Raw genomic sequence first — 23,312 nt, forward strand, 5'->3', positions numbered from 1 at the left:
TTTGAGTGCAAAACAAAACGCCCCGTAGGGCGTTTCGTCTGCTATTAAAGTATGCTGTAATTAAGCATCTAAAAAGTCTGGTTCTTCTTCGTCTTTGTCTTCTACAGGTGCTGTACCCGTAGTCAGAAGTTGTTCACGAATCAGTTTTTCGATAGTTTGCACAAGTTCAGGGTGTTCTTCTAAGTGGCGAATGGTATTGTTTTTACCTTGCCCAATCTTGTCACCTTGGTATGAATACCAAGCACCTGCTTTTTGAACAATTTCTTGTTGTACTGCGAGGTCAACAAGCTCACCTAAATGGTTCACGCCTTTACCATAAAGAATTTGGAAAATCGCTTCACGGAATGGAGGAGCCATTTTGTTTTTCACAACTTTCACTTTGGTTTCTGAACCAATGATTTCGTCGCCTTCTTTCACTTGACCAATACGGCGGATATCTAAACGTACAGATGCATAGAATTTAAGTGCATTACCACCAGTTGTGGTTTCTGGGCTACCAAACATTACACCAATCTTCATACGGATTTGGTTAATGAAGATCACCATACAGTTCGAACGTTTCGCATTACCGGTAATTTTACGCAGTGCTTGGCTCATCAGGCGAGCTTGTAAGCCCATGTGTGAGTCACCCATTTCGCCTTCAATTTCGGCGCGAGGGGTCAGTGCAGCTACAGAGTCGACAACGATCAGGTCAATGGCACCTGAACGTACCAGCATGTCTGCAATTTCAAGTGCTTGTTCACCATTGTCTGGCTGTGAAACAAGTAAGTTATCAATATCTACGCCAAGTTTACGTGCGTATTGAGGGTCTAATGCATGTTCAGCATCGATGAATGCACAAGTACCGCCAGCTTTCTGACATTGCGCAATGGCTTGTAATGTCATAGTCGTTTTACCAGAAGATTCAGGACCGTAGATTTCTACGATACGACCTTTAGGTAAACCACCAATACCTAGTGCGATATCTAGTGTTAAAGAACCCGTAGAGACAGCTTCAACTGCCTGTACAGTATTATCACCAAGACGCATAACGGTGTTTTTACCAAACTGCTTTTCAATTTGGCTTAAGGCCGCATTTAACGCCTTGCTTTTATTATCATCCATCTTACAACCTCAATACGATGTCACGAAACAATATACTCAAGTGGATGTATTCAGTTTAAATCTGTTCCACGAGGGTATAGTGACAGAAATCATCCTTTTGTTCTATGAAAATCACAACAGGTGCGACATGTTGTGACGCTTTAACTTAATCATCATTATAAGACCATTGCTGGTCAAACTGTTGATCATTTTCTCTTTTAAATTTACCAATATCTCGACGATCTTTTTTACTTGGTCGATGATCTGGCCGAGCTAGATTATGCAACTTTCTTTGTGATGCGAGCAATTCCCGTTTTGCAATACTGACCTCAGTTTCATCATAAAGCAGCTGAGCGGTTGGGGCAGGCCCACGAACATCCGACAGTGCTTTCACCACCACGGTTTTTTTCTCAAGGCCTTGTGCAATGGTTAATTCCATGCCTACACGAACTTCACGAGAGACTTTAACGCGTTCGCCATTATGATGAACTTTACCGCCTTCAATAGCATTTTTGGCAATAGAGCGTGTTTTAAAAAAACGTGCAGCCCACAACCATTTGTCTATACGCATACCAACCGCATCTTCGGCTAGATTTGATTTACGCATATTTTTTCTGTTCCTCGGCTTGCTCAGTCATTTGAGCTTCTAAAATAGGGATTAAATCTGTTAATGCGGACAGCATTGGATAATTGCAAGTCTCGCGAGGCGCTTTGGCAGATGAAGGCTGCTGAATCGAATAGAGCTGTTCAATCCCAAAAAGTTTTGCACCATTAAGCACTTTTTCTGTGTCATCAATGAAGTAACAGTTTTTTGCATCGAAGGGATGTTTACTTGCTAATATTTGCCAAAACTCAATAAACTCTTTGGCATGACCGAGCGTTTCTGAACTGACGATAACATCGAAAAAATCACGAAGACCGGTTTCTTCAAGTTTGAATTGTAAGCCTGCATAGTCGGCATTGGTCGCAAGCCAAATAGGATAGCCATTTTCTTTTAGATAGGTGAGTAGCTCAATGCAGCCTTTGCGTTTAGCTACTTTGGCTTTTTGTTCTATTTGCATTGCCAAAACATCAACGCCAACTTGTGACGTCCAAAAGCGAGAGGAGTACCATTTTAGGGTATGATTATGTTGTTGATAAAAACTAAATAGCGTTTGCTTGCTTTGTTCGAGTGAGCACTGATGCTGTTCAGCATAGCGAATTGGCAGCAGCTCATTCCAGATAAAATCATCATAAGCAAGATCGAGTAAAGTACCGTCCATATCAAAAATGATCGTCGGCTTTTCTGAGTAATTTGGCATATAAAGGTATTCTATGTTTAAAACAACAACAGCACCGCAAGACCCACTGATTTTGCAGTTGGTTCCCATTGTGACACAAGCTTGCGAAATTTTGCGAGAAGAATATCAGCGTTATTGCTCAGGTGCGGATTTTGATGTGGAACGTAAAAGTGATGATTCACCGGTAACGCAAGCTGACTATCGTGCAAATAGCTATATTACTCAAGCTTTATCCAAAGTTTCTAACTTGCCTGTATTGTCAGAAGAAGGTGACAAGTCTGAACGTATGCAATGGCAAAAATTTTGGCTGCTTGATCCTTTGGATGGTACCAAAGAGTTTTTACATAAAAGGCCTGAATTTACCATTAATCTGAGTTTGGTTGATGGCGCCAATACCACCTTTGCCATATTGGCGATCCCGGGGGAATATAGCGTATATATTTGTCCCTTTGAGGGACAACCGCTGAAATATGATAGTCAGTCAACCACATGGTATGAATATGTTGAAACCTCTGTAGAGAATGTCGTACACGTCGGCTTGAGTCAAAGTGCCAAAAATAAGCCGATTTATAAGCACTATCTAGACGCTTTAGAAAAACTCACTCCTTATCAGACATACCATGCTGGTAGTGCATATAAGTTTTGTATGATGTTAGAAGATCGAGTGGATATTTACCCGCGTTTTCATCCGACTTGTGAATGGGATACGAGCGCTGGACAATGTTTAATCGAGCGTATTGGTGGTGGATTGGTTGATTTTAAAGGTCGCGCTTTTTTATATAACCAACGTACAACTTTATTAAATGGTGGATTTATTGCATTTAAAAATGCCGAAATGAAAGAATTGGCCTTAAATGCTTTGGCAAACATGCCTGACAAAACTTGAGCTAAATCGGGTTCATGCTATAGTGTCTGCACACTCCGTTAAATCTCCTGCATATAAGAACTGTCAATTATGGCCCTAGATTTGCTCCCTCCTAGTATGCTGAAAGCAATAGACTTATTGCCGGATGAAAAGACGCCTGTAACATTGTTTACACGTCATTCCATTCGTGAAGTTGTACAAGGACAAGGCTTGGCCGGTTATGACTTGCAACTGACCCATCAAGGACGAGATTTAGCCGAAGCGTGGGGCAGCTATTTGGTTGAAAATACCGACCGTGTTATTCAGCACTGTATTTCGAGTCCAATTCAGCGCTGTGTGGATACGGCAGCATTGATGATTCAAGGTGCAGATAACGTCACGATTGAACCGAATACCCACCATATCGAGATCATTGAACAAGGATTATTGGTCGAGCCGGGAAGTTTTGTGCTCGATATTAAAAAAGCAGGACCATACTTTCAAAAGCAAGGTGCTTTAGGCTTTATCAATAGTTTTGTGAATAATGCTTTGCCGGGTATGAAACAGCCCATTCATGGGGTGGTAGATGTTTTGGAGTTGATTTACAACACTCATCCAACCAATGATTATGGTCTGAGTCTAGCGGTGAGTCATGATACGATTTTGGCTGCAATTCTTGCTATTATTTCAGGTAAAAATATCGTGACACGCGAAGACTGGCCTAAAATGATGGAAGGTTTATTTGTTTGGTTTGAAGGAGATGTATTCCTTGAGTCAAAACTGAAATGGATTTGGCGTGGTGAACTAAATGAATTAAATATTCGTGAATTTCAGCAAGCTGAACAGCAACTTTTATAAATTTTGCTAATAATAAAAAATTTATAAAAGGCATCCATGTGCGTGGATGCCTTTTTTATCTGTTTCAGTATTTCATTAAATAAAAGATTAAATATTAGCTTTAATTCGTGCAGGGTACTGATTTAAATCAATACTTGAACCATCGTCACTATAAGGCCAGCGGCTAGTATTAACTGGGAGGTGCTGTTGGTGGATTCGACTATATTTGTCAGCGGCAATCAAAGTCGCAATGTCATGATCTTTAATGCTATACGCTTGCACGAGTTCAGCTGGATATTGTGTGCGTTCAAAAAATTCAGCTTCTGTTTCCCCTTGATGCAGTGCAAAGATACGTTCTACAGCTGGTAAGTACACGCCATATGCTAACCATGAGTCTACACCTTGAGAGGCTTGAATCTCAGCGGTCGATTTCATATTTGAAATGACTTTACCTAAAATGTCTTTTTCACCTTTAGATGTAAAATATTCAATATATTGATTTTCTGCTTCTGCAAATTTTTCTAATGATGGCAAAAATTGGTTAATTGACATTTTTATCCCTCTTTTCATTTGTACAGCAATGGCTGCCTAGGATGAAAATTAAAATACCATAAAAAATATATGGGATTAAGCCATTTCTTAAAATTTTTATTTACAAAGTTTCTAAAAATATCCTGACAATTTCTGTCGGGAATATACGATTGTATTAACAGGTCTACATCTTAATTTTAGTTGAAAAGTGAAATACCTGTCACATTAATAATGATTCTACCAATACAAAATATTTAGATTTTATTTGAATTGTTAATAAGTGACAAAACACGGCAATTGAATGATTAAAAAAAGAAAATAGCATTAAATTTGTTGTAAATTATTGATTTATATATTTTTATGTAAGTCTCTTTATTGGATTTTTTTGTGGCTAATTGGGGAATAGTAGTGAAAAGTGTGATAGATTTTTCATATAACAAATTATCAATTTGTATTGTGTCATTAATGTTAGTTGCTTGTGGTGGTGGAGGTGGTGGTGATAGTTCAAGTGGTTCTGCATCAACTGCAAATTATCCAGAACCGACCCAAGACATAGTCGATGATACCAGTATTGGCTTTTATGACTACGATGCAAATGATGCTGTTCGTGAAATACGAAATGATTTAGTCGGCAACTTTTCAGCGCAAGTTCAATTTGGTCAAAGTCATGTCGTCGATCCGAATGCGAACGAATCCAAGAAAATGCCACGGTTAACCAGTGAAAAAGAAGCGCTGCTTATCGTGACGCCAACACTTGATATGCAAAACATCAAGCAACTCAAAGTAGAAATCTATCAAAACAACCGCTTAATTCGTACCGCGACATTGGATGATCCGACGCAAATGCCTGTTTCAGACCAGAGTGGGCAAAGAGGTCGTCCAGATGTTTGGTACAGTAAACGCGCGTGGACCACAAAACTTAATTGGGATGAAGTTAAACCCGGTCTAAGATTAAAATTTATCGACGCAAATAAAGCCAGCGGTGAATTGGCTGAGGATAAAATCGATTTTGCTGCACCAGGGGAATTGGTTTTAAATAATATCCGTGTTGGTATGTTGGCAGATAAGCCAAATTCTACCGGCCACTATATGCTACTAGAGCCTGAAAAAGCGGGCACAGATTATTTCCAAACCATTCCTGCAGCGGAAATGACGGTTGCACAATATGATGATATTCAGTTAACACGTGCAATGGTATCTTCAGGTGTTATTTATGACAGTAAAAGTGCCGGAGATGGTGGTGTTTATGCAGGAGACATGCGTGAGGATGTCGGTAAATCAACCTTTAGTGTTGGTATAAACCTTGCTAACTGGGGTATTACCAGTGCATCTATGGCCAACCAAAGTCAGCCACAATTAACCCAAACAGTAGTTGTCCATCATACGAAGGGGAACTATGCCAATGGTGTGCATACTCATGGACTGAGTGGTGGTAATGGCATGCTCACGCTTTATGATTCTGTAGGGAATGAATTTAGCCATGAAATTGGCCATCACTATGGTTTAGGACATTACCCTGGTCAGGTAGGTGACAATCTATTTTGGGCTGCACATCATGCGGACAGTGGATGGGGTTATATTGCCAATCGCAATATGATGCGCGGAAATCTATCATGGACGGCGACATGGAAGTGGGATGGAGCGAATGGTATCCCAAATTTTAAAAATTTGTTTCCGTACGGAAAAGATGCCATGTCCGGCGGGTATCCTGATAGTAATGTATCACGCTACACACACTATACGGGTTACAGCACATTCCTGAAAATTCAACCACACTTTGACCGTTATGTCTGGGATGAAACTTCGCCTACCGGCTACAAAAAATGGAACAAAACCACTCGTGAAATGGAAGTCGCTCAACCGAAGATGCCAAATTCTACGGCTCCGGTTTGGTATAACGCAGATCAAAATTATCCACGACCACGGGTCTTTGGTCAGCCCGTAATTACCATTTTAGGAGGCTATGATCCAGTCAATCAAGTTGGTTTGTTGTATCCTGCTGCACGTTCAAACTGGGGTAATGTGTATGACTTAAATGCTGCCAATACCGCTTTGGATCAAGCGGCATGTTGGTTGAATGTGCAATACACGAATAAAGTCAACAATATTGCTTTAGCACCTGCACGATTAGGCAGTAATGCCAATAAATTGCATGTCAATTTAGCTTTGGCAGATCAACCACAGAAAGTTGATTTGTATTGTAAAAAAGCAGGTGAAGAAGCCAAGTTATTAGCAAATATTGATATTCCAGTCTACAGCACAGCGATCAAGCCGGCTGTCAAAATTGGGCGTCAGCATGGTTATAGTGCATTGCGTGCTATCGAACTTCCTCAATTAGAAAGTGCTTTGGAAGCGCAAGCTGTAAATGCTGTTGTTGCACTAAATCCAACTGAAAAAATGCTGTATGAGTCATATAAAAATGACAAGTCATTGATGAATAGTGTGGCGCGTCAGCAATTAACCCGTTATGAATCGCAACAAAACACAGCATACCGACTAAATCGTTGGATGAATGTGTATGCACAAGACCTAACCAATCAAGTTCCTGAGGCACAAAGCGCACTCGAAGCATTTATGACAAAGCTTTCAGTATCTCAGGAAGGTTTGTTTGATCAGGCAACATTGATCAAAAATGGTAACAACTGTTTGAAAGCAGAAACATTAACCGATGGAAAATTAAACTTATATATTAGTGGTCCAAGCGGATGTACTGCGGACGAATCGGAACAGTGGGTATATGATGCAATTGGTCGTATACACAGTAAGTCAAATCCCGATCAATGCATTACAGGCAATGGTGGTTCAGCTAAAGTGACGCTAGAACGTTGTGTGTTAAACCAAACCAACCAAATTTGGACCATGGACCCTGCGACTACAACGATTCGTCAAAGTGGTCAATGTATGGATTTAAATACGGGACGTTTGCAGAATAACCGTGCGGATTTAATTCGATATAGCTGTACCAATGGTGGCAATCAACGTTGGACAAATTTGACAGCAAGCCAAAACTTATTATGGATATATTTATCAGCGACGAATATGAGGCTGATCAATAAATAATCTGTAAATAGAAAATAAGGTCCAATAAGGACCTTATTTTTTGCTTTTAAAAATCTATAGGCACAAAAAAAGCCCTAAAAAGGGCTTTTTTCATCGCAACAAATTAGTTAGCTAAAGCTTTAACTTGTGCATTTAAACGGCTCTTATGACGAGCAGCTTTGTTTTTATGGATGATGCCTTTATCAGCCATACGATCGATAACAGGAACAGCTTTTTTGTAAGCTTCTGTAGCGACAGCATAATCACCAGCAGCAATAGCAGCTACTGTGCGTTTAAGATAAGTACGAACCATAGAACGTAAGCTTGCGTTGTGTTGACGTGCTTTAACGTTTTGACGAGCACGTTTTTTTGCTTGAGCAGAGTTTGCCACTCGTGCACTCCTTGAAATAGATTGGTCTGGGCGGGCTGAAATTACATCTGAAAACCAACATCAGAAGAACTATCACCAGCCCGTAAACAAGTGCCATATTGTGATTAAACTAAGCGCTTAAGTCAAGTCTTGACATGCTTTGACAACATTTTAGATGCAGAAAAATTTTAAAGAAAACGTTAGATTAGTCTAAAGTGATTGAGATTGTATGAAAAATGACTAAAAGTATAGAGAATGCAATTGTCATTGGGGCAACAGGATTGGTCGGGCGGGAACTGGTTCGTCAGCTCAGTCAAAATACAGGATGTAAGAATATTACGGCTGTTGTACGTCAACGTGACCATGAACTGAATGGACTGGCAAAAGTTCAACAAATGGTGATCAGTGACTTTCTTTCTCTGACTCAGGATGATGTGAGAGATTATAGTCATGCCTTTAGTTGTTTAGGCTCGACCATTAAAAAAGCAGGGTCTAAAGATCATTTTTATCAAATTGATTTTAGCATCAATGCGCATTTTGCTGAATTATTAGAATATACAGAAACCCATTTGATCATTGTCAGTGCTATGGGCGCTGACGCTAATTCCGCATTTTTTTATAATCGAGTCAAAGGGGAATTAGAATATTATTTAAAAACCTTAAAGTTAAATCAACTTTCGATATTAAAGCCTTCGCTGTTACTTGGTGAGCGTAATGAATCTCGACGTTTAGAAGATGCGACACAGAAACTTTATATGCGCTTTTCGCATTTTGTACCTGATCGTTTCAAATTTAAGCCAGTGACAGCACAGCAAGTGGCTCATACTATGGTCGAGGCGGCACAAACTCAGACTGAAAAGTTCGAGATTTATGATAATTTACGCATACTAACAATTAAATGAGGGAAATACCGTGTCTACAGTTCCATTCGTCACCTGTGATTTACTTGATGATCATCCAGATAAAGAATTACAAGTGGTGATCCCGTCATTGGATGGTAAGTTCTTTCAAAGTTATGGTGCACGGAAAAGTTTTGGCGGTCAGGTGATTACGGTCAAATGTTTTGAAGATAACTCTCGTGTTAAAGAATTATTGGCAACCGATGGTACGGGTAAAGTATTGGTTGTGGATGGTGGTGCGTCGATGCGCTGTGCCTTGATGGGTGATATGATTGCTGAATCTGCAGTCAAGAATCATTGGAATGGTGTCATTATTTACGGCTGCGTGCGTGATGTTGATGCGATTGCAGAACTTGATTTAGGTGTGCATGCTTTGGCTGCGATTCCACAAAAAAGTAACCGCAAAGGCGTGGGTGAAACAGATATTCCATTAAGTTTTGGTGGTGTAAACATTCAGTCTGGTGATTTTATTTATGCTGACAATAACGGCATTGTTGTTTCAAAAGAGCAATTGGTTGCTCTATAAGTGTACTTGAATTTTTAGTCGTGAAATGAAAGCGTGATTTTTGCTCATACACGACGATATAAATGTGAAAAAGTAAATACAAACATCAGCTGAGGACTCTCGGCTGTTGTATAAAAATACGAAATAAAAAAAGAAAGGAAAAAAAGTATGTTGTTGCATCAATTAAAAGTGGCGCAAGCGTTGCTCTCAGGCGTAGCAGAGGGCGGACGTGGTACAAATGGGACGCCTTATCCGAAACAACCTGAAAAAGCCCTTAAACTGTACGAATTTGAAGGGTCTCCCTATTGTCGTCGTGTACGAGAAGTACTAACCACACTTAATTTGGATTATGAGGTTTACCCATGTCCCAAAGGGGCTAAAAAGTACCGTTTAGAGGTACAGAAATTAGGTGGAAAACAACAATTTCCTTTCTTGGTGGATGACAATACTGGGGATCGTTTGTACGAATCTCAGCAAATTATTCATCATCTATTTAAACATTATGGCAAAACAGGCCAAACGCCTAAAAAATATGCCAATTATCCTAAAATTCCGTATGTTGCCTATGTTGGAACTTTAATTAATGGGGCTCAAGGGGTGTGGGTGCAGCGTAAAGTTATCCATCGTGATGCACCAAGTCAACTCTTAGAACTATGGGGTTTTGAAGCGAGTCCATATACACGCATCGTACGTAGCGCATTGTCTGAAATGGAATTGGCATATACCTTTCATAATGTGGCTAAGGAGCGTTGGCAAGATCAAGGATTAGCGATAATGCGCTTAAAACCTGGTAAATATGTACCTCTAAAAGGTGGTAAGCGTGAACAAGTGTTAAAAATCATGGGGAACAATATTCAAGTGCCATACTTGAAAGATCCTAATACTGGTGTAGAACTTTTTGAATCTGAAAAAATTGTGCAATATCTGAAAAAGCAATATTTGAGCTAATCTTACTCAAGTTTAAGCTAAGTGCAGTGTATAGTCAGACAGATGGCTATACACATATTGTAATGATAAATGGGTCTAAAATTAGAAGAAAAATGCATCATAGCTGCATCAATTGAATTAGAATAAATTATTAAAAATAAGAAATTTACTTAATTATAGGGATATCCTAAAAGGATTAAACTCATTAATGTAAAAGACATTTCATTTTTTCGGGGGAAGTAAATCATGTCACCACAAGAAGTCATACTACCCGTACCTGTGCTCGTCGTTGAAGATGAGGAAATTATTCAATTACGTTTACGTCAAATTTTGACGGAGCTGGGTTATAAGCGGGAAGAGCTTATCTTCACCAAAAATGTCAAAGAATCTATTCAAGCCGTAGAGACCCAACCGATATCCTTAGCCTTAGTTGACTTAGGTTTGCCTGATGGTAGTGGTATCGAAATTATTGAAAAAATACGTTCCCTCGAAAGTAATACTATGATCTTGGTTGTCTCTGCATGGAGTACACAAGAAAGCTTATTTGCTGCGATTAAAGCAGGCGCAACAGGCTATGTATTAAAAGAACGTGATGATGCTGAAGTACTTTTATCTATTCGGAGTATTTTACGTGGTGGGGCGCCGATTGACCCATTTATTGCACGAGAAATCCTCAAACAAATATCTGAAGCTGAAGCACCAAGTCCAGAACAAACAGTCGCCGATGAAGCAGACTTAAACCTGCTGACCAGTCGTGAAAAAGAAATTTTATGTTTGGTTGCTCAAGGTTTGAGTAATCGTGAGATTGCTGAACAGCTTTTTGTATCACGCTATACCGTAGAAAGCCATATTAAACATATTTACCGAAAATTAGCCGTAACGAAACGAACAAAAGCCGTGAGTACAGCAAGATCTATGGGTATTTTATAATGCGTAAAGGAGGATATTTTTTATTATTTATCCTCTGTTTAGTATGGGGGACCTTGAGTCATGCAGAGCAAGTTTTCCCTGTAAATGATCAATGTAATGTGACTGTAAATAGCATTTCACGGGTGAAAACACCATCCAATCAAGAATTACCCAGAACGGGATGGAAAACCACACAATTACCTGATCGTTGGAAAGAAGATAAAGACTGGGAAGGTTATCAAGGTGGTGCTTGGTATAAACTAGACTGGTCTTGGTACTGTAAAAATAATGCCCGTTTGGCAGAACCCATCGTACTATATATTGATTATATCATTAATACGGGTTCAGTCTTTCTGAATGGCGACTTGCTGTGGACCAATAAAAATCTTCAAGAACCGATTTCTAAAAGTTGGAATGTTGCGCGCTATTGGATTTTACCGATAAGTGGAATCAAACATGATCATAATGAAACTTTGATCTATGTGTATGGTTACTCGAGTTTAAATGCTGGCTTGGGCCCAGTAATATTTAACAATGTCATGGCAACGGTAGAGCAAGCCGAAAAAACAACATTTACACGTCGGACCATATTACAGTTAAATATTTTTCTTTCTGGGGTCTTGGGTCTAATTTGCTTCATTATTTGGTTGATGCGTCCTCGTGATACCAGTTTTGGATGGTTTGCGCTTTCAACAGTGTTGTGGATTTTATTTCTCAGTAATGCTCTGACTACTGAAACCTTTCCATACCCAGATTCGATTTTTTCTGCCAAAGCTAATCTGATATTTGTAATGCTGTACTTTCAGTGCTTTAGCATTTATATCTTACGCTTTCTTGGGCGTAAGTTTCCACGAATAGAACTGTCATTTACAATGTTGACTGCTGCACTGATTGGTGTGGTATGTATTTGGCCATTTGAACAAAATGCAGATATTTCGAGCCTTATTTTCTTTTTGTATTGTGCATTATTTTTTATCACTTACCTCTATCTGTGTAAAATTTGTTTCAAAGAACGAAGAAAGGACTATATTTTATTAGCAATCTGTTTGACTGCGATAATTGTGATAGTCATAGCTGACATCATGGTCTTGGTACTCTTTCCAAAAGAAAATTTTACACCTTTATCCCCCTTTACTTCACCGATTATAACCTTATTTATAGTGGTGATCTTGGGGGCGAGACTCAATCGAAATATACAGAAAATTGAAAAATATAATGATGATTTGGCATTTGAAGTTCAGAAAGTCAGTGATGAACTATGTAGTAGCTTGAATGATAAACATCAGCTTGAACTGAGTAATGTACGCCTGCAGGAACGGATTAAATTATCGCATGATCTGCATGATGGTCTGGGCGCATCCATTGTGCGCTCGATGATCTTGGTTGATCAGTGTGAAAGTAATATTCCAAACAGACAGTTCTTGTCGATGTTGAAATTATTGCGCGATGATTTAAGGCAAATTATTGATAGTGGATCATCTTTAGACAGTAAAGTGCCAGATTCACCTTTGCTCTGGATCGCACCTGTTCGACATCGCTTTAGTCAGTTGATGGATGAAGTGGAAATGAATGCCAAATGGTGTATTCCTTCGCAGTGGGCGATCAAACCAACGGCAATTCAGTGTCTGACTTTAATACGAGTGATTGAAGAAAGCCTGACCAATATTGTGAAACATAGCCAAGCAAATCATGTCAATGTCACGCTGTCACAGTTCGAAAATGGCGCATTGTTATTAACTATTGAAGATGATGGCGTCGGTTTTGATGTTGAGAGTGTTTCAAATCATGGCATGAGTATCGGTATGAGAAGTATGAAAATGCGTGTGGAGCGTATAGGCGGAAATTTCAAAATTCATTCTCAGCAAGGCTGTACCATTATTCAAACAGAAATTAATTTAAAATCAGCTGCATAAAATAATATGTTGAAATAATAAAAATGATGATCAATTCGATATTAAGTCATCTAAAGCGCATTGCATTCTTCTGCTGTGTCACTTTTATAGCAGCTTGTGGTTCGCAGGATCATGCGCCTAAACCAGGTGAGTATGGGCAGATTTTGTTCCAGCATGCGGTGTTAAGTACCGAAGAAATTCAACAATTACTCAGTGAAAGTCAAAGCGATATAAATACATTAAACACTAAAAATTTTGCAGTGGATTACACGGCGACATCCAATCAAAACCCATATCGTGCAGTCTTGTTGGTCAGAGGTAGGGCAATGACCAGTGGTGAGGTATCTGTAAAATTTCAAATTGATAACTACAATGCCGCTATTCAACAAACCTCAAGCAATCTTATGCAAATGGGTGCAGGTATTGATCAGGTTGAACGATTAGAAACATTGGATGCAGGACAAGAATTTACTTTTGTTATGGACGGTGCCCCTTTTTCAGTCAATGCTGCCAACGACCCAAATAGCATGACCAGTCAACTGAGTTTGTTAGAGTCGAGGAATGTGGAGTTTCAAAGTATTGAACTACAAATTTGGCAAGGCAAAGGTAGTCAATACGGCGTAATGCGTTATCTTTGGTTTATTGGATTTATGTTGTTGATAGTATGGGTTTATCGCGTCATCGTAGAGAAAAAAGCCGATCAAGTCGAAGATTTTTTAAATCGTAGAAAGCGAAAATAATGCTATTCAGTAGCATAAAAAGGGAGCATGACGCTCCCTTTTGTATTGATTTTATTCAGCTTCTGTTGGGACAAGCATGAGCACAGATTCATTTAATAGCATGGCAATATCTTCTAAGATATCAGCATCATATAAAGATTCGTCTAGCGCTAGACTTTGACCATCGGCAATGGTTTTTAAATGCATTGCAAATTCGTCTGAGATACAGATTCCTTCACCATTTGCCCAAAACAAAATATCACCATCTTGCTCTGTATATAGTAAGCGTGAAGCCGGTTCTAACATGAGTTGATAGCCTTGATCTAAGGCCTCTTCAAGATCACCAGTGCCGATTTCTTCGGCTTCAGGAATATTGTCAGGATATTTAGGTTCTGACATTAAGCTCATGATTGCATCTTCAAGTACGGTTGAATTTTGCAATTGTTCAAATAACTTTTCTTTTAAATACTCAAGTTCATTTTCAGTCACTTGGCCGATCGCACTGATTTGGTCACGTAAAATGTCAGTTAATGGATTTTTAAGTAGGGGATTGTCTGTGAATTTGTCTGTCACTCGATCCATCATTTCAGTGACATTTGGCATGCGGAAGCCAAATGAATACGTCAGACATTCATCTTCAGCTACGCCATAATGTGATAGGCCTGGTGGCACATAAAGTAAGTCGCCGGGAGCAAGTACTTCATCAAAATGAACGTCCATTTCTGGCAGTAAGCGAAGCGGTTGACCTTCGACAAATGCAGTATCTGCATCACACATCTGACCCAATTGCCAACGGCGGTGACCATAGCCTTGTACGAGGAATACATCGTAAAAATCAAAATGTTGCCCGACAGAGCCACCTTTTTGTGCATACGACACCATGATGTCATCACGACGCCATTGCGGAATAAATGAAAACTGCTTCCATAGCTCGGCTAAGTCAAAAGAATAATGATCGACAGCTTGAACCAATAAAGTCCAGAGTTTCGGCATTTTTTGAAAATCGGCTTTAAGTAGTGGAGAAGATTTCACTGTCCATTGGTTTGGATCACGATCTTTTTGCTTGATGAGACGTGCAGTGACGTTATCTTCTAAAGCCAATTCAAGAACGTCTTTTGGTTCTAGTATATGGGCAATTTCAGGGAGTGCATTACGAACCAATAATGGTTTTTTCTGCCAATATTCGGCAAGGAATTGTTCAGCGCTGATACCGCCGAGGATGTCAAGAGAATGAGCCATAGCTAAATACATACAATTTCAATGGATATATTGTCCCTTGAGATTCCTGTTTTTAGCAAGGCTCTATTTCATTAAATTATTTCGATTAGCTTGAGACTATTTTAAAGGATTGTCTTTGAGATATTGCATGACTAATTTTTCAACTTCCAAATCATAGCTATTGGCAGCAGCCGTGGTCGCTGAAAATTTCATGAATTGCTCAAAATGTGCATTGGTGTCAATTTTAGTATTTTCTTTATCAGACATTAATTTGAAATGATTCGGCATGACTTTTGCCATCATTTCAACATTTTCGGTTTGTAGTTTTAGAAGTTTTTTCACTTCAACTGTTTGTGGTTGAATGCTTTCAAATTTTTGTTTGCCTAGAGCAACCAGTTTATTGATTTGTTGTTCTGGCGTGTTACTACCACCGGTTTTGGTTTTAGTGCCCAGTTGTTGAATGATTTGCTCCTGCATCGCAGCGCCTTGTTGTTCTAATTCAGCATAGATAAATTTATATTGAACCCACTCATTGACTAAGTTTTTGTTGTATTGCTGAGAGTTGGTCACAGTTTGATTCACTGTATTGGTATGACCGTTTGTCGAACAAAATAGAAGGCTAATGCTAATGAGGCTAGATGAAATTAAATTAAACGTTTTCATGTTTTCAGTTCTTGGTTGTAATAAATAAGTAAGTGACTTTTTAATCATTAGCCCATAAAGAGCTAATGATGTGTTTATTATGCTGTAACAAATAAAGATTTTAAAATTATGGGACTAAGATCTTAAGCTCACGCAAAATATTGCAGAGTTTAATCATCGGCATACCCATGAGTGTAGTTTGGTCTTGCCCGATCATTTCTTCAAATAAGCTAATCCCTAAACTTTCACATTTAAAACTGCCAGCGCAGTGTAACGGTTGTTCAACCTGAACATAACGTTCAATTTCAGGCAAGCTAAGTTTGCGAAACTTCACTTTATAGTGCTCGACAAGGGTTTGTTCAAAACCTGTCGATTTTTGTTGGACACTGAGTGCCGTACTGAAATAAACGATTTTGTCAGAGTTGGCTTGAAGCTGCTTAATGGCTTTTTCATCGCAAAGCGGTTTACCAATAAAAATATCTGGTGCGCCTTCGCGCCATGCGACTTGGTCAGAACCAATCACAATCGCGTCTGGGTGTTGGTTTGCAATTGCTGAAGCTTTTTCAAATGCCAGTCGCTTTGCTAACTCATCAGCGTGGTTCTCACCACGAGGTGTTTCGTCTATATCTGGTACGATTGAGTGGTAATCAATCCGTAAACGGTCCATCAGGTCTTTACGGGTTTGGCTGCTCGAAGCCAAAATGATTTTGGGAGTACTCATTACACTGCATATTCCATAAGTACATCAAGCGGTACATAAGACAGCGCCGCTTGGTGACACGCTTGTATTTTAATAGGTGGGGCAAATCCTTCTTGATACGCTTCCACCCAGCGAGTCACACAGATACACCAGAAGTCACCAGGTTGTAATCCTGGAAAACCAACTTCGGGTAAAGGTGTGATTAGGTCATTGCCAACTTTTTGGGAAAAGTTTAAAAATTCAGATGTCATTTGTGCACACATCGTATGCTGACCAAGGTCTGTTGTTGCTGTATGGCAAAAGCCATTTCTAAAATATCCGGTAATCGGATCAAAACAACAGCTTGCCAAGGGTTCGCCTAAAACATTTAAACGATTAATATTTGGGTCTGGATGAATCGACATAAGCACTGAATCTTTATAAGGCTTTTCGCTATCATAACAAAACTTTGACTCGACATAGCTTTTCTGCAAAAGAAGCTAACGTTTTTCTGCATAATCATTTAAAATCGTCGCGTTTTGATATCAATAAAAGAGAGTAATGCATGAACTTTCAGCGTATGACTGACCTAGATTTGGCGGGTAAACGTGTTCTGATCCGTGAAGATCTTAACGTACCAGTTAAAAATGGCGTGATTACAAGCGATGCACGCTTACGTGCGGCGTTGCCAACAATTAAAGCAGCTGTAGAAAAAGGTGCTGCTGTAATGGTGTATTCACACTTAGGTCGTCCTGTTGAAGGTGAGCCTAAAGCAGAACAGTCTCTAGCACCTGTAGCCGCTTATTTAACAGAAGCTTTGGGTCAAGATGTTCAACTGATCACTGATTATTTAGACGGTGTTGACGTTGCGCCAGGTCAAGTGGTTTTACTAGAAAACTGCCGTTTCAACGTGGGTGAAAAGAAAAACAATCCTGAATTATCAGCTAAATATGCAGCACTTTGTGATGTTTACGTTATGGATGCATTTGGTACGGCTCACCGCGCAGAAGCATCGACTGAAGGCGTAGCACGTTGTGCAAAAGTGGCTGCTGCAGGTCCTTTACTTGCTGCTGAGCTTGATGCACTAGGCCGTGCACTTAAAACTCCTGCAAAACCAATGGTTGCGATTGTTGCAGGCTCAAAAGTTTCTACTAAATTAGATGTATTAACTTCACTATCTGACATCTGTGATCAATTGATCGTGGGTGGTGGTATTGCCAATACATTCTTAGCTGCTGCGGGCTTCAATGTTGGTAAATCACTTTGTGAAAATGACTTGATCGATACAGCAAAAGCCATTGCTGCAAAAGTATCTGTACCACTTCCAACAGATGTTGTTGTTGCTGATGCTGCTGAAATTGATTTTGCTGACTTCCTTGGTTCATTAGCTGCTGCAAAAGCTGTTGTGAAAAAAGTTGAAGATGTAACAGACAACGACATGATTTTGGATGTAGGTCCTGAAACTGCAAAAGCATTTGCAGAAATCTTGAAAACTTCAAAAACTATTCTATGGAATGGTCCAGTAGGTGTGTTTGAAGTTGATCAATTCGGCGAAGGCACCAAAGCATTGTCTTTAGCGATTGCAGAATCTGAAGGCTTCTCGATCGCGGGTGGTGGTGACACGCTTGCTGCAATTGATAAATATGAAGTTGCAGACAATATTGGTTACATCTCGACTGGTGGTGGTGCTTTCCTTGAATTCGTTGAAGGTAAAACTCTTCCTGCTGTAGCAGCGCTTCTTGACCGTGCTTAATTTAGTATTATTAATAAGATAGTACAGTATTAAAAAAGGTTGGCTTCGGTCAGCCTTTTTTTATCGCCCATTCATTTTGCCGTCATCAAAGTGCAATATTTCTGCAATAAAATTCATCGCAACACCTAATTCGCAGTAGTAGGAAACAACGATGAACTTAAAACTTGCACTTGCTGTACTTTTAATCGCACCATTAACTTTGACAGCTTGTGCTAAAAAAGAGTCTGCACCAACGGAATCAGAAGCATCTGCTGTTGCCGTAGACAATGCTCAAACAACGCCAGAACAACAAAAAGCCATTGATGAACTTGATAAGCCAGTATTGGATGAAAAGAACCAAGATGTTCCTGCTGAAATTGCAAATGCACCTGCAGACGAAGCAACGGCTGACGCTGAAACAGCCGCTTCAGCAGCAGCAGCTCACTAAGATTGTTGTCTTTATTTAAAAAGTCCCTGCAAATGCAGGGATTTTTTTTTAAATAGTGTTATTTGTTGCTGAATTGAAATGATTGAGCATGTAGAATATGCGGCATTACCTGGGAGGATATTATGGCTCTTATTTCATTGCGCCAGCTCTTGGATCACGCCGGCGAACATGCTTACGGCGTACCAGCATTCAACGTAAACAACTTAGAACAAATGCGTGCAATTATGCTTGCAGCAGATGCAACAAATTCACCTGTAATTGTACAAGCATCTGCGGGTGCACGTAAGTATGCAGGCGCTCCGTTCTTGCGTCATTTGATTTTGGCAGCAATCGAAGAATGGCCACATATTCCTGTGGTTATGCACCAAGACCATGGTACTAGCCCTGATGTATGTCAACGTTCTATTCAACTTGGCTTCTCATCAGTGATGATGGACGGTTCTTTAGGTGAAGACGGTAAAACGCCAACTTCATACGAATACAACGTAGACGTGACTCGTCGTACTGTTCAAATGGCACATGCGTGTGGCGTTTCAGTAGAAGGCGAAATCGGTTGTTTAGGTAGCCTTGAAACTGGTATGGCTGGTGAAGAAGATGGTGTAGGCGCTGAAGGCGTACTTGATCATTCTCAGCTTTTAACTTCAGTTGAAGAAGCGCGTTCATTTGTAGCTGATACCAATGTTGACGCACTTGCAATTGCAGTGGGTACTTCACACGGTGCGTACAAATTTACTCGCCCACCTACAGGTGACATCTTAGCGATTGACCGTATTAAAGAAATTCACGCTGCGTTACCAAATACGCATCTTGTAATGCACGGTTCAAGCTCTGTGCCACAAGAATGGTTAGCTGTAATTAATGAATTCGGCGGTAACATCGGCGAAACTTACGGTGTTCCAGTAGAACAACTTGTAGACGCAATCAAACACGGTGTTCGTAAAATTAATATCGATACTGACTTACGTCTTGCTTCTACAGGTGCTATGCGCCGTATGATGGCTGAAAAACCAGCTGAATTTGACCCACGTAAATTCTTCTCTGCAACTGTTGATGCAATGAAACAAATTTGTATCGATCGTTATGAAGCATTTGGTACAGCGGGTAATGCTGACAAGATTCGTCCAATTTCTTTAGAGAAAATGGTGAGTCACTATAAATAATTTGTCTTGAGATAGATTATTTTTGAAGAAAAGCCCACAATTAAGTGGGCTTTTCTTTGATTTGAACTTAGAAAAATTGCTTTAAATACAACTCAAGAATAAGAGCGTGTCATGGAATTGATCTTTGCTGCCGCGATTTGCAGTGTTCTCGTTTCAGTAATTCTAAAACTCTGTCGTGATCGGGGTTTTAACCCTGCACAAATGATCACATGGAATTATGCATCTGCGAGTATTTTATGTTTTCTATGGTTTAAGCCGGATCTACCTCATATTTCGATTAATAAAACACCATGGGTTTTAATTGCGGCTTTGGGTGTATTACTGCCGACGATTTTTTATTGCTTAGCACGCTCACTGCAAACAGCAGGTATTTTAAAAACCGAATTGGCTCAGCGCTTATCTGTTGTGCTTTCTCTTAGCGCAGCCTATTTTATTTTCAGTGAATATTTTAATGCCATTAAGCTCATTGGTATCGCACTTGGTGTACTTGCGGTATTGCTGATTTTATTTTCACAGCGTAAGGGAAGTATTGATGGAAAGCAGGGGATTTTATTTTTATTAAGCGTTTGGGCAGGCTATGCACTGATTGATGTGCTATTAAAATTTGCTTCAGGTTTGGGCATGCAGTTTGCGGTGACTTTAAATTTGGTGTTTATTTGTGCATTTTTACTTTCGAGCATTTATAACATCGTACAGCACGGCAGTTTGGGGCAGACCAAAAATATCCTCGCTGGATTGGGCTTAGGTCTCTTGAACTTTGCCAATATCGCACTGTATGTGAAAGCCCACATGTTGCTTAAAGACACACCTGCAATCGTGTTTGCTGGAATGAATATTTTGGTCGTGGTTTTAGGTGTGGTTGCGGGCCTCATCATCTTTAAAGAAAAATTGAGAGTCGCAACCGTATTTGGTTTGATTGCAGGGATCATGAGTGTGGTTTGCTTAGCATATGCCATGTATGTCTAAGATAATTTTTAGCAAAAACGATCGGGTGTTGTAGTAAATCATCCCATTCAGCCACGCCCATGAGCAGTCCTTGATATCGACAGGTTGGACACTCAGGGCAGTGATGATCAGTATATTGATAAGTATGTAGATACATTTGATGGCAATGACCGCATTCAAACTTCATCGGCATTTGTAGTAAATATGACATGTCCCACCTCTGCTTGATTTGTTGTTCTGATTCAAATTATTCAGCAAAGTTCAGACCAATTTATAAATTTTCTATTTTCACATTGTTGCTAAATATGTCGTTATTAAAAAAGCCCTTGTATTGAGGGCTTTTAGTTTTAGATGCTTAGTTAACGCGTGAATTGTTGAAAACGTTGTAAGGTATTTTCAAAATAACATTTACCCACTGCAACGGGGTGTTTTAGGAAATCTTGTGTTTCAATGGTGCCTTGTAATTGACCCGGTTGTTTACAGTTAGGGCAGTTTGGATAGCTATGGAGCATATCGCCCGCATATTTTTGTAAATAAACCGTATTGCACGCTTCGCAATGAAATTTCATAGGTAATTTTATAGCTGTAGGCATAGGGAGAGACCTGAGTATATTTTGAGCAGAATATACTCGATAATTGTTTAAATAATAAGTCCCGAAATGACAAAAAAGAGGCAAAATCGCCCCTTTCGTCGGTTTTATGGAAAGCTTAAAGATGTGTAAAAATTTCTTCAGCATTCAGACGTGATTTAGGTAATTTCGCATTAAAATCATTTTCGCTACGATAGCCTAAAGTCATCAGTACAGAAGGAATCAAGTTTTGTTCAACTAAGCCCAATTCTTCAGTGATGATCGCTTCGTCAAATCCACCAATCGGTGTTGCATCGACACCTTCAATGCCTGCTGCCAAAAGCATTTGACCTAAAGCAATAAATGTTTGGTTTTCAGCCCAACGTTGAATATCACCTTTTTCATTACGATAATAATCGACATAACCTGTACGGCTGTCTTTTTGACCTTGTTTGGCTTTGTCATCTTTAAAGCGACCACTACGATCATCCTGATTTAAAAGATTATCTAAATGCTCTGCGGTGATGTCTGCTTTAGTACAGAATAAAATCGTATGTGATGAATCTAAAACTTTTGGGGCATTGTAGGCATATTTTCCTACTAAGGCTTTGGCAATGCGTTGTTTGGCTGCATCATGATCTGCAATAAAAAAATGCCAAGGCTGAATATTGATGGAAGATGGTGTTAAACGGAGTATTTGTAATAAACGCTCAAATTGTTCCTGTGGAATTTTTTTAGCAGGATTATATGCTTTCGTGGTATAGCGTTGTTTTGATACGTTTAACAGATCCATCGAATATCTCCAGATATAGTTTGCTGTAGTTTAGCGGATAAATGGACAAATGGTCTAAGGAGAAAATTTTCCAAGGATAGATCTTAGTCGTATATGCTGTACTCATTGGCTAAAAATTAACAGATTTAAGCTGTATGAAGTGCGAATTAGAGTTATATAAAATCATAAGATAGATAAATGCTATTGGTAGTTTTTGCCAAAAGGCGTTTAATCAATTGTAGTTAATCATAGTTTAAGCATGAGACAGCAGCGATGGATTACACCAATCATTTCAAGAAAAAATTAAAAACCGAACAGCAGATTGGTTTGTGGGTCGGTTTAGCCGATGCTTATGGTACTGAAATAGCTGCAAATGCAGGTTATGACTGGTTGCTCATTGATGGTGAGCATGCGCCAAGTGACTTGCGGACGACATTGTCGCAACTGCAAAGTATTGCAGCATATCCTTCGCAAGCTGTGGTTCGACCTCCAATTGGTAGTGTGCAACTGATTAAACAATTGTTGGATATCGGTGCGCAAACCTTGCTCATCCCTATGGTCGAAACTGTTGAACAAGCTCAACTTATGGTTAAGGCAGTACGTTATCCACCCGACGGTATTAGAGGCGTTGGTGCAGCATTAGCACGTGCAACACGTTGGAACAGTATTCCTGACTATTATGCAAATGCACATGAAAATATCTGTTTACTGATTCAGATTGAGTCGGTTGAAGGGATTAAAAACTTGGATGAAATATTGAAAATTGATGGCATCGATGGGGTGTTTATTGGTGCAGTAGATTTGTCGGCGACGATGGGTTATCAAGGGAATCCGAATCATCCTGAAGTACAAAAAACCGTGATTGATGCGATTCAGCGCATACGTAAGGCGGGTAAAGCTGCAGGTATTTTGTCGACACAGCATGATGCGACTCAAAAGTATATCGAGTTAGGCACAGAATTTGTTGCCGTGGGTGTCGATACCAGTGTGCTCATGAATTCGTTACGTGAACTTTTATCGAAATACAAAAATGATACCCCAGTTACGAAAACAGAAGGTGGTTACTAAGCGATACATCCTTCGTTATATTATTCACTGAATGGGTAATTAATTTACTCGATGGTTAAAATTTTTAATTCAATAATTTTAGCAAAAGTAGTGGCTTAGAGTATATGTAAACTCTACTTTTGCTAATCAAAGCGCAATATTGTATACTTCTGCTTAACTCGAAGCGGGTAATGTTCCTGCTTATCTTTTTTATTTAGCTGATTGTGATTTATCTGTATTCAAGCTTCTGACTTGAATCTTATCT

At 39.5% G+C, this 23,312-nt stretch carries 25 protein-coding genes; 14 read left to right on the top strand and 11 right to left on the bottom strand.

Annotated features, from left to right (window positions below; all coding sequences use genetic code 11):
• Positions 1 to 60: 60 nt before the first annotated feature.
• The 3 genes from recA to FTV27_RS10435 form a co-directional block, all read right to left on the bottom strand.
• Positions 61 to 1,104 carry a recombinase RecA gene (gene recA, locus FTV27_RS10425; RefSeq protein WP_078193524.1) on the bottom strand — a complete coding sequence of 348 codons (1,044 nt, stop codon included), beginning with the start codon at positions 1,102 to 1,104 and terminating at the stop codon, positions 61 to 63.
• Positions 1,105 to 1,249: 145 nt separating this feature from the next.
• The gene (locus FTV27_RS10430) at positions 1,250 to 1,690 is read right to left on the bottom strand and encodes an RNA-binding S4 domain-containing protein (protein WP_168377604.1); all 441 of its coding nucleotides are present in this window, start codon (positions 1,688 to 1,690) and stop codon (positions 1,250 to 1,252) included.
• Positions 1,683 to 2,384 (bottom strand): HAD-IA family hydrolase, encoded by a 702-nt coding sequence (locus tag FTV27_RS10435; protein ID WP_180078393.1) that lies wholly within the window; start codon positions 2,382 to 2,384, stop codon positions 1,683 to 1,685. The genes FTV27_RS10430 and FTV27_RS10435 overlap by 8 nt, the downstream gene beginning before the upstream one ends.
• Before the next feature lie 13 nt (positions 2,385 to 2,397).
• Between FTV27_RS10435 and FTV27_RS10440 the strand changes: the two genes are divergently transcribed.
• Together FTV27_RS10440 and FTV27_RS10445 are read left to right on the top strand one after the other, a co-directional pair.
• Positions 2,398 to 3,249, top strand: coding sequence for a 3'(2'),5'-bisphosphate nucleotidase CysQ (locus FTV27_RS10440; protein ID WP_180078395.1), 852 nt, complete (start codon positions 2,398 to 2,400; stop codon positions 3,247 to 3,249).
• Between the two features lie 69 nt (positions 3,250 to 3,318).
• A complete protein-coding gene (locus FTV27_RS10445) occupies positions 3,319 to 4,065 on the top strand; it encodes a histidine phosphatase family protein (protein WP_180078397.1) in 747 nt (248 codons plus the stop codon).
• A gap of 87 nt (positions 4,066 to 4,152) precedes the next feature.
• Here FTV27_RS10445 and FTV27_RS10450 read toward each other — a convergent pair whose 3' ends face one another.
• Positions 4,153 to 4,596 carry a hypothetical protein gene (locus FTV27_RS10450; protein WP_078193520.1) on the bottom strand — a complete coding sequence of 148 codons (444 nt, stop codon included), beginning with the start codon at positions 4,594 to 4,596 and terminating at the stop codon, positions 4,153 to 4,155.
• A gap of 444 nt (positions 4,597 to 5,040) precedes the next feature.
• On the opposite strand from FTV27_RS10450, the gene FTV27_RS10455 reads away from it, so the two are divergent.
• Positions 5,041 to 7,635, top strand: coding sequence for a M66 family metalloprotease (locus FTV27_RS10455; protein ID WP_180078399.1), 2,595 nt, complete (start codon positions 5,041 to 5,043; stop codon positions 7,633 to 7,635).
• A gap of 103 nt (positions 7,636 to 7,738) precedes the next feature.
• Here the strand turns inward: FTV27_RS10455 and rpsT are convergent, their stop codons facing one another.
• Positions 7,739 to 8,005: a 30S ribosomal protein S20 gene (gene rpsT, locus FTV27_RS10460; RefSeq protein WP_078188707.1), complete on the bottom strand. Its 267-nt coding sequence runs from the start codon at positions 8,003 to 8,005 to the stop codon at positions 7,739 to 7,741.
• A 215-nt stretch (positions 8,006 to 8,220) separates the two neighbouring features.
• Between rpsT and FTV27_RS10465 the strand changes: the two genes are divergently transcribed.
• From FTV27_RS10465 to FTV27_RS10490, 6 genes are all read left to right on the top strand, one after another.
• Complete coding sequence (locus tag FTV27_RS10465; protein ID WP_111883746.1) at positions 8,221 to 8,886, top strand: NAD(P)H-binding protein; 666 nt, start codon at positions 8,221 to 8,223, stop codon at positions 8,884 to 8,886.
• A 10-nt stretch (positions 8,887 to 8,896) separates the two neighbouring features.
• Positions 8,897 to 9,409 carry a ribonuclease E activity regulator RraA gene (gene rraA / locus FTV27_RS10470; protein ID WP_180078401.1) on the top strand — a complete coding sequence of 171 codons (513 nt, stop codon included), beginning with the start codon at positions 8,897 to 8,899 and terminating at the stop codon, positions 9,407 to 9,409.
• 147 nt (positions 9,410 to 9,556) lie between these two features.
• On the top strand, positions 9,557 to 10,336 hold the full coding sequence (locus tag FTV27_RS10475) for a glutathione S-transferase N-terminal domain-containing protein (RefSeq protein ID WP_180078403.1): 780 nt from the start codon (positions 9,557 to 9,559) through the stop codon (positions 10,334 to 10,336).
• Between the two features lie 225 nt (positions 10,337 to 10,561).
• Positions 10,562 to 11,245, top strand: a complete 684-nt coding sequence (locus FTV27_RS10480; protein WP_078188703.1) for a response regulator transcription factor — start codon at positions 10,562 to 10,564, stop codon at positions 11,243 to 11,245.
• Positions 11,245 to 13,137: an ATP-binding protein gene (locus FTV27_RS10485; RefSeq protein ID WP_180078405.1), complete on the top strand. Its 1,893-nt coding sequence runs from the start codon at positions 11,245 to 11,247 to the stop codon at positions 13,135 to 13,137. Before FTV27_RS10480 ends, FTV27_RS10485 begins: the two co-directional genes overlap by 1 nt.
• A gap of 23 nt (positions 13,138 to 13,160) precedes the next feature.
• On the top strand, positions 13,161 to 13,856 hold the full coding sequence (locus FTV27_RS10490) for a hypothetical protein (RefSeq protein ID WP_180078407.1): 696 nt from the start codon (positions 13,161 to 13,163) through the stop codon (positions 13,854 to 13,856).
• Positions 13,857 to 13,907: 51 nt separating this feature from the next.
• Here the strand turns inward: FTV27_RS10490 and FTV27_RS10495 are convergent, their stop codons facing one another.
• The 4 genes from FTV27_RS10495 to FTV27_RS10510 form a co-directional block, all read right to left on the bottom strand.
• Positions 13,908 to 15,074, bottom strand: coding sequence for a cupin domain-containing protein (locus FTV27_RS10495; RefSeq protein ID WP_180078409.1), 1,167 nt, complete (start codon positions 15,072 to 15,074; stop codon positions 13,908 to 13,910).
• 96 nt (positions 15,075 to 15,170) lie between these two features.
• Positions 15,171 to 15,716, bottom strand: a complete 546-nt coding sequence (locus FTV27_RS10500; RefSeq protein WP_162689708.1) for a hypothetical protein — start codon at positions 15,714 to 15,716, stop codon at positions 15,171 to 15,173.
• Positions 15,717 to 15,822: 106 nt separating this feature from the next.
• Complete coding sequence (locus FTV27_RS10505; protein ID WP_180027243.1) at positions 15,823 to 16,416, bottom strand: nucleoside triphosphate pyrophosphatase; 594 nt, start codon at positions 16,414 to 16,416, stop codon at positions 15,823 to 15,825.
• Positions 16,416 to 16,799, bottom strand: a complete 384-nt coding sequence (locus FTV27_RS10510; RefSeq protein WP_078188698.1) for a DUF2237 family protein — start codon at positions 16,797 to 16,799, stop codon at positions 16,416 to 16,418. The genes FTV27_RS10505 and FTV27_RS10510 overlap by 1 nt, the downstream gene beginning before the upstream one ends.
• A gap of 140 nt (positions 16,800 to 16,939) precedes the next feature.
• Between FTV27_RS10510 and FTV27_RS10515 the strand changes: the two genes are divergently transcribed.
• The 4 genes from FTV27_RS10515 (at position 16,940) to FTV27_RS10530 (ending at position 20,680) form a co-directional block, all read left to right on the top strand.
• Positions 16,940 to 18,127, top strand: coding sequence for a phosphoglycerate kinase (locus tag FTV27_RS10515; RefSeq protein ID WP_180078411.1), 1,188 nt, complete (start codon positions 16,940 to 16,942; stop codon positions 18,125 to 18,127).
• 151 nt (positions 18,128 to 18,278) lie between these two features.
• Positions 18,279 to 18,554 carry a hypothetical protein gene (locus FTV27_RS10520; protein WP_078193510.1) on the top strand — a complete coding sequence of 92 codons (276 nt, stop codon included), beginning with the start codon at positions 18,279 to 18,281 and terminating at the stop codon, positions 18,552 to 18,554.
• 122 nt (positions 18,555 to 18,676) lie between these two features.
• Positions 18,677 to 19,714, top strand: coding sequence for a class II fructose-bisphosphate aldolase (gene fba / locus FTV27_RS10525; RefSeq protein WP_078188695.1), 1,038 nt, complete (start codon positions 18,677 to 18,679; stop codon positions 19,712 to 19,714).
• 111 nt (positions 19,715 to 19,825) lie between these two features.
• Complete coding sequence (locus tag FTV27_RS10530; protein WP_180078413.1) at positions 19,826 to 20,680, top strand: EamA family transporter; 855 nt, start codon at positions 19,826 to 19,828, stop codon at positions 20,678 to 20,680.
• A gap of 338 nt (positions 20,681 to 21,018) precedes the next feature.
• Here the strand turns inward: FTV27_RS10530 and FTV27_RS10535 are convergent, their stop codons facing one another.
• Positions 21,019 to 21,252 carry a hypothetical protein gene (locus FTV27_RS10535; protein WP_180078415.1) on the bottom strand — a complete coding sequence of 78 codons (234 nt, stop codon included), beginning with the start codon at positions 21,250 to 21,252 and terminating at the stop codon, positions 21,019 to 21,021.
• A 115-nt stretch (positions 21,253 to 21,367) separates the two neighbouring features.
• A complete protein-coding gene (gene nfsB, locus FTV27_RS10540) occupies positions 21,368 to 22,021 on the bottom strand; it encodes an oxygen-insensitive NAD(P)H nitroreductase (RefSeq protein WP_111883737.1) in 654 nt (217 codons plus the stop codon).
• Between the two features lie 252 nt (positions 22,022 to 22,273).
• Here nfsB and hpaI point away from each other — a divergent pair, with 252 nt between their 5' ends.
• Entirely contained in the window at positions 22,274 to 23,068 is a 795-nt protein-coding gene (hpaI, locus tag FTV27_RS10545) for a 4-hydroxy-2-oxoheptanedioate aldolase (RefSeq protein WP_180078417.1), read from the top strand.
• The last annotated feature ends 244 nt before the right edge of the window (positions 23,069 to 23,312 follow it).

Origin of the sequence: Acinetobacter sp. YH12251 (assembly GCF_013417465.1) — a bacterium.
In the GTDB taxonomy this organism is placed as follows: Bacteria; Pseudomonadota; Gammaproteobacteria; order Pseudomonadales; family Moraxellaceae; genus Acinetobacter; species Acinetobacter amyesii.